13 protein-coding genes are annotated in these 14788 nt (G+C 72.8%); 4 read left to right on the forward strand and 9 right to left on the reverse strand.

What is annotated here, in order from left to right:
- Positions 1-116: 116 nt before the first annotated feature.
- Together CRP52_RS05760 and CRP52_RS05765 are read left to right on the forward strand one after the other, a co-directional pair.
- A complete protein-coding gene (locus tag CRP52_RS05760; RefSeq protein WP_097235399.1) occupies positions 117-680 on the forward strand; it encodes a hypothetical protein in 564 nt (187 codons plus the stop codon).
- A 503-nt stretch (positions 681-1183) separates the two neighbouring features.
- Entirely contained in the window at positions 1184-2926 is a 1743-nt protein-coding gene (locus CRP52_RS05765; protein ID WP_097235400.1) for a glycosyl hydrolase family 18 protein, read from the forward strand.
- A 142-nt stretch (positions 2927-3068) separates the two neighbouring features.
- On the opposite strand, the gene CRP52_RS05770 is transcribed toward CRP52_RS05765, so the two are convergent.
- From CRP52_RS05770 to CRP52_RS05800, 7 genes are all read right to left on the reverse strand, one after another.
- The gene (locus CRP52_RS05770) at positions 3069-4400 is read right to left on the reverse strand and encodes a multidrug effflux MFS transporter (RefSeq protein ID WP_097235401.1); all 1332 of its coding nucleotides are present in this window, start codon (positions 4398-4400) and stop codon (positions 3069-3071) included.
- A 159-nt stretch (positions 4401-4559) separates the two neighbouring features.
- Entirely contained in the window at positions 4560-5042 is a 483-nt protein-coding gene (locus CRP52_RS05775) for a hypothetical protein (RefSeq protein ID WP_097235402.1), read from the reverse strand.
- A gap of 360 nt (positions 5043-5402) precedes the next feature.
- Positions 5403-6281: an alkaline phosphatase family protein gene (locus tag CRP52_RS05780; protein ID WP_097235403.1), complete on the reverse strand. Its 879-nt coding sequence runs from the start codon at positions 6279-6281 to the stop codon at positions 5403-5405.
- A gap of 248 nt (positions 6282-6529) precedes the next feature.
- Positions 6530-6898 (reverse strand): hypothetical protein, encoded by a 369-nt coding sequence (locus CRP52_RS05785; protein WP_097235404.1) that lies wholly within the window; start codon positions 6896-6898, stop codon positions 6530-6532.
- A gap of 75 nt (positions 6899-6973) precedes the next feature.
- Complete coding sequence (locus CRP52_RS05790; protein WP_097235405.1) at positions 6974-8170, reverse strand: acyl-CoA dehydrogenase family protein; 1197 nt, start codon at positions 8168-8170, stop codon at positions 6974-6976.
- A 212-nt stretch (positions 8171-8382) separates the two neighbouring features.
- Positions 8383-8694: an AzlD domain-containing protein gene (locus tag CRP52_RS05795; RefSeq protein ID WP_097235406.1), complete on the reverse strand. Its 312-nt coding sequence runs from the start codon at positions 8692-8694 to the stop codon at positions 8383-8385.
- Positions 8691-9422, reverse strand: a complete 732-nt coding sequence (locus tag CRP52_RS05800; RefSeq protein ID WP_097239865.1) for an AzlC family ABC transporter permease — start codon at positions 9420-9422, stop codon at positions 8691-8693. Before CRP52_RS05800 ends, CRP52_RS05795 begins: the two co-directional genes overlap by 4 nt.
- A 290-nt stretch (positions 9423-9712) precedes the next feature.
- On the opposite strand from CRP52_RS05800, the gene CRP52_RS05805 reads away from it, so the two are divergent.
- Positions 9713-10303 carry a helix-turn-helix domain-containing protein gene (locus CRP52_RS05805; RefSeq protein ID WP_097235407.1) on the forward strand — a complete coding sequence of 197 codons (591 nt, stop codon included), beginning with the start codon at positions 9713-9715 and terminating at the stop codon, positions 10301-10303.
- Positions 10304-10339: 36 nt separating this feature from the next.
- Here the strand turns inward: CRP52_RS05805 and CRP52_RS05810 are convergent, their stop codons facing one another.
- The gene (locus tag CRP52_RS05810) at positions 10340-12310 is read right to left on the reverse strand and encodes a cholesterol oxidase substrate-binding domain-containing protein (RefSeq protein WP_097235408.1); all 1971 of its coding nucleotides are present in this window, start codon (positions 12308-12310) and stop codon (positions 10340-10342) included.
- A gap of 377 nt (positions 12311-12687) precedes the next feature.
- On the opposite strand from CRP52_RS05810, the gene CRP52_RS05815 reads away from it, so the two are divergent.
- Positions 12688-14094 carry a class II fumarate hydratase gene (locus CRP52_RS05815; protein WP_097235409.1) on the forward strand — a complete coding sequence of 469 codons (1407 nt, stop codon included), beginning with the start codon at positions 12688-12690 and terminating at the stop codon, positions 14092-14094.
- A gap of 102 nt (positions 14095-14196) precedes the next feature.
- On the opposite strand, the gene CRP52_RS05820 is transcribed toward CRP52_RS05815, so the two are convergent.
- Positions 14197-14667, reverse strand: a complete 471-nt coding sequence (locus tag CRP52_RS05820; RefSeq protein WP_257032310.1) for an SPW repeat protein — start codon at positions 14665-14667, stop codon at positions 14197-14199.
- Positions 14668-14788 lie beyond the last annotated feature (121 nt).

Genomic DNA, 14788 nt, shown 5'->3' on the forward strand with positions numbered 1-14788 from the left:
GACCGGCCCTCCCTGGGGCCCGCCCAGGCGGGGCCGGGTGGGCCGGTCGGGCGGGGCTGGTCGGGCCTCCCGAGGGACCTTCCCTTCTGCGCCGCGAACATGACAGTGTGGGCGCCATGCGCACTCGACTCCTCGCCGCCACCCTCACGGCACTCGCCGCGGTGAGCCTCGCTGCCTGCTCCAGCTCCGGATCGAGCTCGGGCAAGGCCACCTCCGCGGCCGGCTCCCCCACCGCCACCGCCGTCTCCACCGCTGCCCCCTCCGACGCCGCCTCGACTGCGTCGGCCCCCACGCCCGGCACGGCCGCCCCCACGACCGACGGCGCCACCGACGCTCCCGCGCCCGCCGGCACGACCCCGGGAGCCCCCGCGCCGGCCAAGCCCGCGCCGCCCGCCGACGCCGGGCTGCCCGCCAAGCCGGACTCCGACCTCACCGCCAAGCTGGTCGCCGCACTGGACGCGATCGACCCGGCGATCGTCGGCGGCAAGCCCGAGCAGGCCGTGGACCGGGCGCGCAACCAGTGCCAGTCGCTCTACCAGTTCCCCAAGGACAAGGGGAAGCTGGTCGAGCTGGCCAACCAGCGCTTCACCTCGCCCGACCACCCGCAGGGCTTCGGACCGGACACCGCCACCAAGATCAACGACGCGCTGCGGTCCACGCTCTGCCCGGCCTCGCGCTGATCCGACCCGCACCACCTCGAACGTCCGGTGTCCTGAGCGCCGGGCAGCCGTGGCCGCACCCCGCCCAGCGGGTGTGCGGTCACGGTCTTCTTCTTGCCGGGCACCCTCCCCCTCCCAACCGGCAACCCGGCTCGCCCCTCTTCGGGCGTCCGGGCGGTCCGATGACGAACCATCAGGTCCCTTGACAGGCCAGTGGTCTAGTCCAAATATAGGCATGTCGATCCGACCGGGATGCACTGTGGGGGTGTGACCACCGGCGGCTGAGGCACTGCCCTGCCCTGCCTGTTCCGCTCCACCCCCGCTCCGTACGGCGCACGCTCTCGCACCGCCGTCCTGCCGCCGCCCGCGTCCACGCGAGCCGGCGGGGTTCCGCACACCCGCACGCCCCCACTCGCCACACCCGCATGCCCGCACCCCGCACGCCCCCACGCCCCGAGCTCTGCCGCGCCCGGTCCGTTCGCACCTCCCCAACGTCCTGCCCCACCACGTCTGTTGGAGAATCCATGCGTCTTCGCAGAACCATCCAGGCCGTCCTCACGGCCTGCGCCACGCTGGCCGCCTCGACCGGCCTGCTCGCCGCCGGGACGGGCTCCGCCCAGGCCGCCACCCCGCTCCCCAGCCGGGTGTTCGCCCCCTACTTCGAGGCCTGGACCGGCCAGAGCCCGGCCACCCTGGCCGCGCAGTCCGGCGCCAAGCACCTGACCATGGCGTTCCTGCAGGCCGCCACCAAGGGCTCGTGCACCCCGTACTGGAACGGCGACTCCTCCATGCCGGTCGCCTCCTCGACCTTCGGCGCGGACATCGCCACCATCCGCGCCAACGGCGGGGACGTGATCCCCTCCTTCGGCGGCTACACCGCCGACAACACCGGCACCGAGCTCGCCGACAGCTGCACCGACGTCAACCAGATCGCGGCCGCCTTCGAGAACGTCATCACCACCTACGACATCAGCCGGATCGACCTCGACATCGAGGACAACTCGCTGACCAACACCGCCGGGATCGACCGCCGCAACAAGGCGATCAAGCTCGTGCAGGACTGGGCCGCCACCAAGGGGCGGAGCATCCAGTTCTCCTACACGCTGCCGACCACCACCAGCGGCCTGGCCGACAACGGCCTCGCGGTGCTGAGGAACGCGGTCAGCAACAACGCGCGGATCGACGTCGTCAACATGATGACCTTCGACTACTACGACGGCGCCACCCACGACATGGCGGCCGACACCCAGACCTCCGCGCAGGGCCTCTACAACCAGCTCGCCAAGCTCTACCCGTCCAAGACCCCCGCCCAGCTGTGGGGCTCGATCGGGATCACCGAGATGCTCGGCATCGACGACTACGGCGCGGCCGAGACCTTCACCCTGGCCAACGCCACCACCGTGTACAACTGGGCGGTGTCCAAGGGCATCAACACGCTGTCCTTCTGGGCGCTTCAGCGCGACAACGGCGGCTGCCCGGGCAAGGGCGGGGACGACGCCTGCTCCGGGATCAACCAGAACGCCTGGGACTTCACCCACGTCTTCGCGCCGTTCACCAGCGGCTCGACGGTGGGCAACGACTTCTCGGTGACCGCCAGCCCGAACTCCGGTACGGTCAACGCCGGTTCGTCCACCTCGGCGACCATCGCGACGGCGGTGACGGCGGGTTCGGCGCAGAGCGTCAACCTCACCGTCAGTGGCGCCCCGGCCGGCGTCACCGCCACCGTCACCCCCGGCAGCGTCAACGCCGGCAGCAGTGCCACGCTCAACATCACCACCACCGCCACGGCGGCCCCCGGGAGTTACCCGATCACGGTGACCGGCACGGCGGCCTCCGGCACTCACACCGGCGTCTACACACTGACCGTCACCGGGACGGGACCGACGACCGGACTGGTCAACGGGGGCCTGGAGACCGGCAGTCTGGCCCCGTGGACCTGCCAGAGCGGCGGCGCCGTGGTCTCCACCCCGGTCCACTCCGGCTCCCACGCGCTGCAGGCCGCGGCCACCGCGAGCCAGACCGGCGAGTGCTCGCAGAGCGTCACGCTGAAGCCCAACACCAGCTACACGCTGAGCGGTTGGGTGCAGGGCAACTATGCGTACGTCGGCGTCAGCGGCGGCGCCACCGCCAGCACCTGGGCCAACTCCGCCGGCTGGACGAAGCTGTCCGTCCCCTTCACCACCGGCGCCTCGGGCACCGTCACCGTGTACCTGCACGGCTGGTACGGCCAGGGCAACGTGTACGGGGACGACTTCTCGATCGCGTGAGCGCGGGCGAGGGGTAGCAGGTAACAGGTGACGAATGACAGATGACAGCTGACAGATTTCAACATCTGTCAGCTGTCATCTGTTTTCTGTTACCTGTTATCTGTTCTCTGCCGGCTGTCACCTGCCCGCGCACCGCCCACCGTCAGCGGGCTGCCGCCATCCGCCCCGGCCGGCAGAGCGTCAGGTACGCCACCGTCGCCAGCATCCCGCTGACCAGGACCACCAGCGCCAGCAGCACCGCGGACGGCTGCCCGCCGAGGCTGCTCAGCGGTGCCACCACCGCTCCGACCAGGAAGTTGCCCGTCCCGAGCAGAGCCGAGGCCGTGCCCGCCACCTGAGGCTCGACCAGGCCGAGGGCCTGCGCGGCCGTGTTCGGCAGGAGCACTCCCAGACTGCCCATCATCACGAACAGCGGTGAGCAGAATCCGGCCAGCCCCAGGTCCCACACCGTCGTCAGCAGCACCAGCGCCGCCCCCGAGGCGACCGCCACCGCGAGCGCGCCCAGCATCAGCGCCCGCGGCGTGAATCGCGGTGCCAGCAGCCGCCCGTTCACCTGCGTCATCACCACGATCGCCACCGAGTTCAGCCCGAACAGCAGGCTGTAGGTCTGCGGCGAGACCTGGTACACGTGCTGGAGCACCGTCGACGACCCGCTGATGTAGCCGAACAGCGCCCCGAACGCGAGGGAACTGGTCAGCGCCAGCCCGAGGAACGGCAGGTTGCGCAGCAACCGTCCCATCGTCCGCAGGGTCGCCCCCAGCCCGCCGCCGTCCCGGGTCTCCGGCGGCAGCGTCTCGCGCAGCACGCCGAACGCGGCGAGGGCGAGCAGCAGTCCGAGCGCCGTCAGCGCACCGAAGGTGCCGCGCCAGGAGGTGACCCGCAGCAGCTGCGCGCCGATGATCGGGGCGAGGATCGGCGCCAGACCGGAGATCAGCGCGATCGAGGCCAGGAAGCGCAGCAGGGCGACGCCCTGGAAGCGGTCGCGGGCGACGGCGCGACCGATCACCAGCCCGGCGGAGCCCGCCGCGCCCTGCACGAAACGGGCGGCGATCAGCACCGACAGGTTGGGCGCGAGCACGCACACCACGCTGGACAGGGTGTAGGCGACGAGCCCGACGAGCAGCGGCGGGCGTCGCCCGAACCGGTCGCTGAGCGGTCCGAAGAGGAGCTGTCCGGCCGCGACGCCGAACATCGAGAAGGTGAGGGTGAGCTGGACGGCGGCCGGTTCGGCGACCAGGTCGTCCGCGATCGCGGGCAGGCCCGGCAGGTAAAGGTCGGTGGTGAGCGGGCCGAGCGCGGTGAGGCCGCCGAGAACGGCGATCGTGGCCAGGCCGGTGCCGGTTCGCCCGGCGGTGGCTCTGTCGGCGACGGCTCTGTCGGCGGTGGCTGTGTCAGCGGTGGCTGTGTCGGCGGTGGCTGTGTCGGCGGCAGCGGTCGGCGTGTCGTCGGTGGGGCCGACGGTCGGGCCGGGCATGGCGCTCCTAACGGGACGGGGTGACGAGGGCTTCGTTCGCGCTCCGTCCTATCGCAGCCGGGCCTGGTTCCGACAGCGGGGGTCCGTCCCAGGACCTGGTACGGCGAAGGCCCGGCCGCTCCGCAGTCGGAACGGCCGGGCCCCGGCACCGGCACGCGCTCAGTGCTTGGCGACGTTCCCGGCGCGCAGCGCCGCCTGCACCGCCGCGCCGTCCTGCCAGGCGTAGAGCTGGTTGCCGGTCAGCGCCACGTTGTAGTGGCCGCAGGTGCCGCTGGCCTTGGCCACGACGTTCTCCGGGAACCACCCGGCCTTGAGCGACTCCGGCACCGGGTGCGCGGTCCTGCCCGGCAGCCCGGCGGTGCAGCCGACGGGCAGCCGCCCTTCCGGGAGGGTGGCGCGCAGCAGGCGGTCGTCGCCCGTGGTGGACATCAGGTACTTCACGCCGGAGGCGTTGTCGGGGAGCCAGGCCGGCATCGAGCGGCGGTCGGCCTTGGCCTGGGTGCCGGTCTCGTACGCGGCCTGCTCCTGGTGGCGCCCGCTGTACCAGTCGGACACCCGCGGGCCGATTGCCACGGCTGCCACGGCGACGGCCATGCCGGTGCCTGCGACTCCCAGCGCGACCTTGCTCACGATGCCCTTCATGCCCGGCTTCCCTCTCCCTGTCCGTGGCCGGTGCGCCCGGCCGGTGGTGGCGGATGACGCGGTACGCCGTCCGGTGCAACCAATCGTGGCCCGTGCCGACCCGGCGGAGCGTCACCACCAGGTCGCGATCCCGTCTCCGACCCACGGGGTACCGTCTCCACCTTCAGGCGTATGTCCTTCGGCAGAGACCCCTGACATCGCGGCCCGAGCCCTGACGGACTCCGGTCGAGCCCCGATCGAGTCCCGATCGAGCCTCGCTCAAGCCCGGCTCCCCCGCAGCCCGGCCTGCTGCACCCGGGACAGGGCGGCCCTCGGCATCCGGCGCACCCGTTCCCGTATCCGGGCTGACCGGGGGACGGGTCAGACCGTCACGGGCACCGGGCGGGCGACCGGGAAGGGGCGGCCGTCGAGGGTCCAGTGCGGGTCGATCGGGCGCAGCAGGGAGGCGTACACCTGGGCGGCGACGTCCGGGTGGCGGATCTCGCCGGTGGGCGGCCCGGCCGGGATGTCGTGGCCGGCGCAGGCGACCCAGGCCGTCCGCTCCTCGACCGTACGGCCGCCGTGGCCGCCCGCGTCGACGTGGCCGTGGTCGGTGACGACGATGACGGTCCACTGCTCCTCGGCGTACCCGGCCCGGCCGCGGACGGCGTCCAGGAGGCGGCCCAGGCGTTCGTCGGCGGTGCGCATGGCGGCGCGGTACTCGTCGCCGCAGCCGAGGAAGTGGGCGGTCTCGTCGACGGCGCCGAGGTAGACGAAGGAGGCCTCCGGGTCGGCGGTGCCGAGGACGTGGACGGCCTCGCGGGTGACTTCCTCGTCCACGGCCTCCCAGGCCTCGGGGGTGTCCTCGGCCGGGGCGATGTAGGAGAGCCGGCCGGGGGCACGGAAGAGCGGACCGCCGGACTCGTTGATCATCAGCGGGTCCCAGCCGGCCGCGACGAAGGTGCGGCGGCGGTCGCCGCGGTTGAGCCGGGTGGCGAAGTCGGGGAACACGTCGAGCCGGTTGCCGCCCAGGTGGTTGCCCCACACACCGTGCTTGGCGGGCTCGACCCCGGTCACGATGGTGGCCCAGCACGGCCCGGACATGGTCGGCGTGGTGTCCGCCACGGTGACCGGCACCAGGAACCCGGCCTCGGCGACCTCCTGCAGGCGCGGCATCGGCACCTGCGCCAGGTAGTCGTGGCGGACGCCGTCGATCCCGACGACGAGCACGCGGGGGCGGGGCCACTGGGCAGCGGACATGGCGGTGGTTCCTTTCGGTCGTGCGCACGATCGGCGCGCACCCTCCGCGGGCACCGCCGACCGCGTCATGCTTCACCGGCCGCCGTACCGTCCGGCGTCGCGCCACCGAACGCCGGGTGTCCGGCGGGTGTCGGGCGGATGCTCCGTCGACCCGAACGGACGGGTTCCGGCCGGGTCAGGCGCGGGTCGGGGCCGGGTCAGGCGCGGGTCGGGGCACGACCGGGTCAGGGCCGGAACTCGCGGCCGGGTCAGGGGCGGAACTCGCGGACGACCTCGATGCGGCCGACGATGTGCCGGTTGAACTCGTCCAGCTCCTCGGCGGGCACCCAGAGTTCGAGGATCGTCCGGCCGCCGGCCTGCCGTACCGGGTAGCGGGCGAGGAAGTCGGTCTCGACCTCGAACCGCGTGACGTAGCCGACGCCGGAGGCGGGCACGTTCCAGTCCCGGGCGATCCGGACCGCGTAGTCCTCGTTGAGGACGGGGTAGAAGATCGGCTGGTCGGGCAGGCGGGGCGGCCAGGCACGCCAGTCGGCGGCCTCGACCAGGGCCAGCTCCTCGGGGCCGGTGGGGCGCCAGAGGGTGGTGGTCGGGGGCGTGCGGACGGGCGGGCTGGTCATGGCCGGGACGGTAGCCGGGCCACGACCGGCCCGGCCACCGGATTTCCGTCGGCCACCAGGGGGTGGGACGTCCCGTCAGCGGTACGCGGACTCGCCGGTGATGGCCTCGCCGAGGACCAGGGTGTGGATCTCGCTGGTGCCCTCGTAGGTGAGCACCGACTCCAGGTTGTTGGCGTGCCGCAGCACCGGGTACTCGGTGGTGATGCCGTTGGCCCCGAGGACGGTCCGGGCGCTGCGGGCGATCTCCAGCGCGGTGCGGACGTTGTTGAGCTTGCCGAAGCTGATGTGCGGCGGACGGGCCGCGCCCTGCTCCTTGAGCCGCCCGATCCGCAGCGCCACCAGGTAGGCCTTCTCGACCTCCAGCATCATCTCGACCAGCTTCTGCTGGGTCAGCTGGAAGCCGGCGATCGGGCGGTCGAACTGGATCCGGCTCTTGGCGTAGTCCAGGGCGGCGGTGTAGCAGTCACGGGCGGCGCCGACGGTGCCCCAGAGGATGCCGTAGCGGGCCTCGTTGAGGGAGGAGAGCGGGCCGCGCAGGCCGACCACCCCGGGGAGCACGGCGTCGGCGGGCAGGACCACCTCGTCGAAGGCCAGCTCGCTGGTGACGGAGGCCCGCAGGGACAGCTTGCCGCGCACGTCGGTCGCGGTCAGGCCGCGCGTGCCGGCCTCGACCAGGAAGCCGCGCACGCCCTCCTCGGTCTGCGCCCAGACGACCGCGACGTCGGCGATGCTGCCGTTGGTGATCCACATCTTGCTGCCGGACAGCACCCAGTCGCCACCCCGGTCGCCCTTGCCTCCCTTGCGGACCGCACGGGTGCGCATGTTGGCCGGGTCCGAGCCGAAGTCCGGCTCGGTGAGGCCGAAGCAGCCGATCAGCTCGCCGGCGGCCATGCCGGGCAGCCAGCGCTGCTTCTGCTCCTCGGAGCCGAAGGCGTGGATCGAGCGCATGGCGAGCGAGCCCTGGACGGAGACGAAGCTGCGCAGCCCGGAGTCCGCCGCCTCCAGCTCCATGCAGGCCACCCCGTACGCCACCGCGTCGGCGCCCGCGCAGCCGTAGCCGTCGAGGTGCATGCCGAGCACGCCGAGGGCGCCGAGTTCCGGGGCGAGTTCGCGGGCCGGGAACACCCCGCGCTCGAACCACTCGCCGATGTGCGGGCGGATCCGCTCCTCGGTGAACCGGCGGACGGTGTCGCGGATCAGCCGCTCCTCGTCGGTGAGGAGGTCGCCGACTGCGAGCAGGTCGGACGGGTCGATCCGGGGCGGCTTCGTCATCGAAGCTCCTTGTGGTCTCGGCGGGATACCGGTCTCGGCGGAGTACCGGCGAGTATTCCGCACCGGGCCGGGCGGTGGGTGGGCACGAGCGAGTGAGGAAAGTGACATGGGCGGCTGACGTGGCCGGGGGCTGGACCCGCGGCTGACAGATAACAGCTGACAGATGACAGATTTCGAAATCTGTCATCTGTCAGCTGTTATCTGTCAGTCGTTCACCCCACCCCGCACAGCCGCAGTACCGCCGTCGTCGCCGCGCCTGCGGCGACCACCGCCGGGAACGGTGCCCGACGGAGCGCGAGCACCCCGGCGATCAGCACGCCCGCCGGACGGGCCCATCCCGCGAATCCGTGTCCCTGGGTCAGCGCTCCGGTCGCCACCAGGGCGACCAGCAGCACCGTCGCCGCGACCGCGAGCAGGTGCCGCAGCCGCTCCGACAGGGCGAGCCGGGCGCCGAACAGCGGTCCGGCGATCCGGAAGGCGTACGTCCCGACCGCCAACAGCAGCACGGCATACAGCGGCATCATCGGACCGCCTCCTTCTCCTCGGCCCGTACCGGCTCCAGCGATTCCACCCGTTCCGCCGCCCCCGGTCGCCACCCCGCGAACAGCAGCCCGACCAGGGCGAGCAGCACGGGCAGCCCGGCCGGCACGTACGGCGTGACCGCCACCGCCACCACGGCGCCCACCAGCGCCGCCGTACGAGTGCGCCGGTCCGCGAGCGAGGGCAGCACGAGGGCGAGCAGCACTGCGGGGAAGGCCGCGTCCAGGCCGAGCGCGTCCGTGTCGCCGATCAGCCCGCCCGCGACGGCGCCGAGCAGCACCGAGACGTTCCAGACCGCGTACAGCGCGATCCCGCAGAGCCAGAACGCCGCCCTGCGCCGCCGCGGCTCCTCCTGTTGGAGGGCGAACGCGGCGGTCTCGTCGGTGATCAGCTGGGCGCCGAACAGCCGTCGCCACCAGGGGCCTTCGAGGACGTCGGCGACGGTGAAGCCGAAGGGCAGCAGGCGGGCGTTGAGCACCAGCCCGGTGACGACGGCCGCGAGGACCCCGCCGCCGGAGAGCACCACGCCGACCGCCGCGAACTGGGAGCCGCCGGCGAAGACGAGGACGGAGAGCGCGATCGGCACCCACAGGGGCAGACCGCCGGAGGCGCTGATCGCGCCGAAGGAGGCGCCGACGAGGGCGTCGGCCAGGCAGACCAGAGCGATGTCGCGCAGGGTGGCGCGCTCCAGTGTTCGGAGTAGCGAACGCATGTCCATCAGAGTGAACCCGAACCCGCAAGTTCGTCAAGGCGAACGAGAAGACCGACAGACCGAACAGCGACCACCCGCGGACACCCCGCAGGCCGGGGCAACCGTGGCAGCATGAACGGCACCGACCGCCCGACGCCGGAGCGAGGAGCCGGGAGGCCCACGGACGGACGGACGAACGGGCCGACGGGCAGACGGGCAGACGGGCAGACGGGCAGACGGGCAGACCCGCAGACGGGCCGGCGCGGCGAGGAAGCCGAAGAAGAAGCCAGAGGAAAGCGTGAGTGGCGAGCATGAATGACCAGACCACCCCGGCCGCGGCCGCCGGCGGCTCCGGAGCCGAGCTGATCGGCCAGATCGCCGCCTCCATCCGGCGTGAGCGCGAGCGCGGCGGGCTGTCGATGGCCGAGCTGGCCCGGCGGGCCGGCATCGCCAAGTCCACGCTCTCCCAACTGGAGTCGGGCGCGGGCAATCCCAGCGTGGAGACGCTCTGGGCGCTCGGGGTGGCACTGAACGTGCCGTTCAGCCGGCTGGTCGACCCGCCGCGTCCGGCGGTCAAGGTGATCCGGGCCGGCGAGGGCCCGGTGACCCATTCCGAGCGCGCCGACTACGCCGCCACCGTGCTCTCCTCCTGCCCGCCCAACGCCCGGCGCGACATCTACCGGATCGAGGCGCAGCCGGGCGAGACCAGGGCCTCCGACCCGCACATGCCCGGCACCGTCGAGCACGTGATGATCGGCGCCGGGCGCGCGCTGGCCGGGCCGACGGAAGCGCCGGTCGAGCTGGGCCCGGGCGACTACGTGAGCTACCCGGGCGACGCCCCCCACGTGTTCCGCGCGCTCGCCCCGGACACCCTGGCGGTGATCGTCATGGAACACATCTGACGACTCATCAGTTCGGGAACGGTGCCGCCCCGGCGGCTACCTCAACAGGCCGTCCAGGAAGGGGTTTCCGAACACCCGGTGCGGGTCGTACCGGTCCAGGACGGCGACCGCCTCGTCCCAGCCGGGCCCGCCGCCGGCCCGCAGGCTCTCCGGGATGACCCGGCCGAGCAGGTCCGGGTCGGCCCAGGCCGCGTCGGTGGTGTAGGCCCAGCCCTTGGACCACTCGACGCGCAGGCCCGCCCGGGTGCCGTCGAAGGTGCGCAGCAGCCATTGTTCGAGGTCCCGGGCGAACCGTTCCAACCCGGGGGTGCCGGGGAAGGAGAGGACGTCGAGCCAGACCGCCGTGTCCCACTCCGGACGGTCGGCGCGCGGCCGCAGCGCGGACAGCAGCGGGGGGCGGGCGCCGGCGACTCCGGAGTGGGCCGGGTCGTCCAGGCCGGTGACCCGGATCTCCACCGCCCCGTTCACCGGGAACTCGCCCCGGGCCTGGTAGGCGGCGAGCAACTCCTGGTAGTGGGCGGCGAATTCGCTGACCACCCACTGCAGGTCGGCGCGCCGGGCGAGGATCGCGTAGCCGTTGGCGGTGACCCGCAGGGTGGTCGGGCGGACGTACTGGAGCAGGGTGCGGGAGGGGCCCCAGAGGTCGGAGTGCAGGCCGCCCGCGAGAAGGTGGGTGAGCACCTCGCCGCTGAGCAGATTGCGGAGCAGCCCGCCGGAGAGCAGGACGTCCGTGATGTCTCCGGTGAGCCCCACCTTCGCGACCAGGTACTGGAGTTGGCCGAACAGCGGGGCCGATCCCCAGGCGCCGGCGACGATTTCGCCGGCGAGCCGGGCCACCGGCTCCGGAACGTTGTCCGAGAAGGGGTAGTTGTAGGGCTGGTCGACGGTGAGGGAGCCGAGCGGCTTGGTCGGGGTGACGCTCCAGGTCTTGAGCCAGGGGTGGTCGGTGTAGGCGAACCAGATCGCCTCGACCCGGCCGTCCCGCTCCACGAAGTCGGCGAAGGTCCGCGGAGCACCGCCGCCACCGCCACTGTCACCGCCCAGCAGCCCGCCGAGCACTCCGCCGAGCAGCCCGCCGCCCGTTCCTGTGTCCGTAGCCGTCCCTGCCGCCGAACCGGACCCCGGGCGGGCGAACAGCTCGGCGGCCGGGATGTCGAGTCGGCTGACGCAGCGCAGCGGGCGGTCGGCGCCCGCCCGCAGGACGACCTCGGTGAGGAAGGCCCGGCCCAGGTGCACCAGGAAGGCGGCGCTGTCGGCCTCGGCGCGGTCGAAGGTGCGCAGCGCGTAGCGGCCGGTGGCGGGGTCGAGGACGACGGCGGTGAGCCGGACGACCTGGTTGCTGACCGAGCCGTACCCGTGTCCGTCCGGCCGTACCTCTCCCGCGGCGGGGACGGCGGTGCCGTGGCCGCCGATGGCGAGCACGCCGCCGACGGTGAGCTCGCCGGGGGCCGGGCAGGCGGTCAGGCCGAGGCCCCGGTCGGCCAGGTGCGCGAGCAGGGCCTCCATGGTGGCGCCGGTCTGTGCCCGGACGGTGGTGGGCGAGTCGGCGGTGATGGCGGTGAGGTGGCGGCTGGTGTCCACGAGCAGGACGCGGGCGCTCTCCGGGGTGCGGTCGGCGACGGTGAGCGGTGCCCAGGTGTGCCGGTAGCCGGTGGCGCGCAGGCGCCAGCCGTTGGCGTGCGCCCAGTCGGCGAGGGCCGGGACCTCCTCGGGGGTGCGGGGCGCGCAGGTCCACAGCTGGTCGGTGCGGATCTCGCCGGACCAGTTCTGGAAGACCCGCTGGTAGAGCTCGGTGCCGGCGGGCAGGGCGGGCGGCGCGGGGGCGGCGGCCTCGGCGCTGTCCGGGCCGACGGTGCCGCGCAGCACCCAGGCCGCGCTGCCGAGGGCGGCCGAGGCGCCGAGCAGTTGCCGCCGGGTGAGCCCGCTCCCCCGGTGCGGTGCGTCGCCGGCTCCGCCCGCCGTGCCGGCTCCGTCGGCCGTACCGGTCACACCGTGTCCTGTGGTCATCCGTCCGTCTGCCCCTCGCCCTGGTCATCCCTGGTCGCTCCGGGCCGCGCCGGGGCCGACCTGCGGCACTCCGGCTGCGGCACTCCGGGTCCGGCCGGTGTCCGCCCGGCCCGGGAAGGAGCGTACGAAGCACGTACGGCGGTTTGGAGCCGTCCACCCGCCGCCTCACTCCTTCGAGTGATCACGGCGCGATTTCGACCCGTTCACGCCCCGGTTCGCGCCCCCGTTCGCGCCTCCCCTCTGCCGCCACCGGCGCCCTGGCCCTGGCCCTGGTCGGTGCGTCGGCCCGGGCGGAAATACCCGGGGCCCGCGCGCCGCTGTCGTGATCGGAGATCCGTTCCGGGCCGGTCGGGCCCGTACAGGAGGTGCAGCGCGCGATGGGTGACGAGCAGGAACAGCCGCAGGAGTACCGGATCGAGCACGACTCGATGGGCGAGGTCCGGGTACCGGCCGCCGCGAAGTGGCAGGCGCAGACGCAGCGGGCGGTGGAGAACTTCCCGGTGTCCGGCCAGCGGCTGGAGCGCGCGCACATCGCCGCGCTGGCCCGGGTGAAGGCGGCCGCGGCGCAGGTGAACGCCCGCCTCGGGGTGCTGGACGAGGAGACGGCGGAGGCGATCGCCTCGGCGGCCGAGGAGGTCGCGGAGGGGCGCTGGGACGACCAGTTCCCGGTGGACGTGTTCCAGACCGGCTCGGGCACCTCCTCCAACATGAACACCAACGAGGTGATCGCGACCCTGGCCGGGGAGCGGCTGGGGCGCGCCGTACACCCGAACGACCACGTCAACGCCAGCCAGTCGTCCAACGACGTCTTCCCGTCCTCGATCCACATCGCCGCCACCGCGGCCGTCACCCACGACCTGATCCCGGCGCTGGAGCACCTGGCGGAGGCATTGGAGCGCAAGGCCGCCGAGTTCGCCGAGGTGGTCAAGTCGGGCCGTACGCACCTGATGGACGCCACGCCCGTCACACTCGGCCAGGAGTTCGGCGGCTACGCGGCGCAGGTGCGGCACGGCCGGGAGCGGCTGCTGGCCACGCTCCCCCGGGTCGCCGAACTCCCGCTCGGCGGTACGGCGGTGGGCACCGGCATCAACACCCCGCCGGGCTTCCCGGCGGCGGTCATCGCGGAGGTGGCCCGGACGACCGGCCTGCCGCTGACCGAGGCCCGGGACCACTTCGAGGCGCAGGGCGCGCGGGATGCCCTGGTCGAGCTGAGCGGCCAACTGCGGACGGTGGCCGTCGGGTTCACGAAGATCGCGAACGATCTGCGGTGGATGGGCTCCGGTCCGCGCACCGGGCTCGGCGAGATCAACCTGCCGGACCTGCAGCCGGGTTCGTCGATCATGCCGGGCAAGGTGAACCCGGTGCTGCCCGAGGTGGTGCTGATGGTCGCGGCCCAGGTGGTCGGCAACGACGCGACGGTGACGCTGGCCGGGGCGAGCGGCAACTTCGAGCTGAACGTGATGCTCCCGGTGATCGCCCGCAACGTGCTGGAGTCGGTGCGGCTGCTCGCCAACAGCGCCCGGTTGCTGGCCGACCGGACGGTGGACGGCATCACCGCCAACGTCGAACGGGCCCGGGAGTACGCGGAGTCCTCGCCGTCGGTGGTGACCCCGCTGAACCGCTACATCGGGTACGAGGAGGCCGCGAAGGTCGCCAAGCAGTCGCTGGCCGAGCGCAAGACGATCCGTCAGGTGGTGCTGGAGCGCGGGTACGTCGAGCAGGGCCGGCTCACCGAGGCGCAGTTGGACGAGGCGCTGGACGTGCTGCGGATGACCCGCCCGTAGCCGCGGGGTGGTCGTCGGACTGGGACATGCGACTGGGACGTGCGCCGGGGCGCGGTGGGCGGATTGCGCCCTCCGTGCCCCGGACACGGGCTGCGGGGAAGATCAGCCCCTGGCTCGGCCGGCCCGGCCGCGCCGCATTGCCGCTCCATTCGACGTCATGGTGGCCATCGAGATCGCCGCGAGGCCGAGCAGGAACATCACGGCACCGACGATGATGCAGGTCACGATGTTCTTACCGTGCGCGACGGAACCGGAGACGGCCCAGGGAGAGATGATCGTCCAGGCTCCGAGCGCGGTGGCTGCCCAGGCCCTCGCGTGGGTGCGCTCATAGGCCGTGCCGTAGCCGGCCATCAGCAGGGTGTAGGCCAGACCCACGATCAGGCAGGTCACGGTCAGGGTGCTGAACGCAGTGAAGCCGACGATCCATGGCGATGCCGCCAGGAAGAGGCCGGCCAGTACGGCCAGGGCTTCGATGCCCTGGGCTCGGGGGGTCGAGGTGACCCGCTCGTAGTGTTCGCGTAGTTCGACGATGTCCGGATGGTGCTCCATGCCCGTCGGGATATGGGTTGCCACCGATACCACCTCCTGTGGTCCGGAACGTGGGAGGCGCTCGCCCCTCATGGGCACCCGTGAAGGGCTTGCCCCACAAAGGCGCTTGGCCTCGTACCCATTCTGTCCCTTATCTAACGTTTTG

It is taken from the genome of Streptomyces sp. 1331.2 (genome assembly GCF_900199205.1).
Classification (GTDB): Bacteria; Actinomycetota; Actinomycetes; order Streptomycetales; family Streptomycetaceae; genus Kitasatospora.

Excerpts from the sequence above, each read along its gene's own strand:
- CRP52_RS05790 (WP_097235405.1), bottom strand. The coding sequence starts at position 8,170 with ATGACGAAGCCGCCCCGGATCGACCCGTCCGACCTGCTCGCAGTCGGC.
- CRP52_RS05800 (WP_097239865.1), bottom strand. The coding sequence starts at position 9,422 with ATGCGTTCGCTACTCCGAACACTGGAGCGCGCCACCCTGCGCGACATC.
- CRP52_RS05760 (WP_097235399.1), top strand. The coding sequence starts at position 117 with ATGCGCACTCGACTCCTCGCCGCCACCCTCACGGCACTCGCCGCGGTG.
- CRP52_RS05765 (WP_097235400.1), top strand. The coding sequence starts at position 1,184 with ATGCGTCTTCGCAGAACCATCCAGGCCGTCCTCACGGCCTGCGCCACG.
- CRP52_RS05795 (WP_097235406.1), bottom strand. The coding sequence starts at position 8,694 with ATGATGCCGCTGTATGCCGTGCTGCTGTTGGCGGTCGGGACGTACGCC.
- CRP52_RS05780 (WP_097235403.1), bottom strand. The coding sequence starts at position 6,281 with ATGTCCGCTGCCCAGTGGCCCCGCCCCCGCGTGCTCGTCGTCGGGATC.
- CRP52_RS05785 (WP_097235404.1), bottom strand. The coding sequence starts at position 6,898 with ATGACCAGCCCGCCCGTCCGCACGCCCCCGACCACCACCCTCTGGCGC.
- CRP52_RS05805 (WP_097235407.1), top strand. The coding sequence starts at position 9,713 with ATGAATGACCAGACCACCCCGGCCGCGGCCGCCGGCGGCTCCGGAGCC.
- CRP52_RS05770 (WP_097235401.1), bottom strand. The coding sequence starts at position 4,400 with ATGCCCGGCCCGACCGTCGGCCCCACCGACGACACGCCGACCGCTGCC.
- CRP52_RS05775 (WP_097235402.1), bottom strand. The coding sequence starts at position 5,042 with ATGAAGGGCATCGTGAGCAAGGTCGCGCTGGGAGTCGCAGGCACCGGC.
- CRP52_RS05815 (WP_097235409.1), top strand. The coding sequence starts at position 12,688 with ATGGGTGACGAGCAGGAACAGCCGCAGGAGTACCGGATCGAGCACGAC.
- CRP52_RS05810 (WP_097235408.1), bottom strand. The coding sequence starts at position 12,310 with ATGACCACAGGACACGGTGTGACCGGTACGGCCGACGGAGCCGGCACG.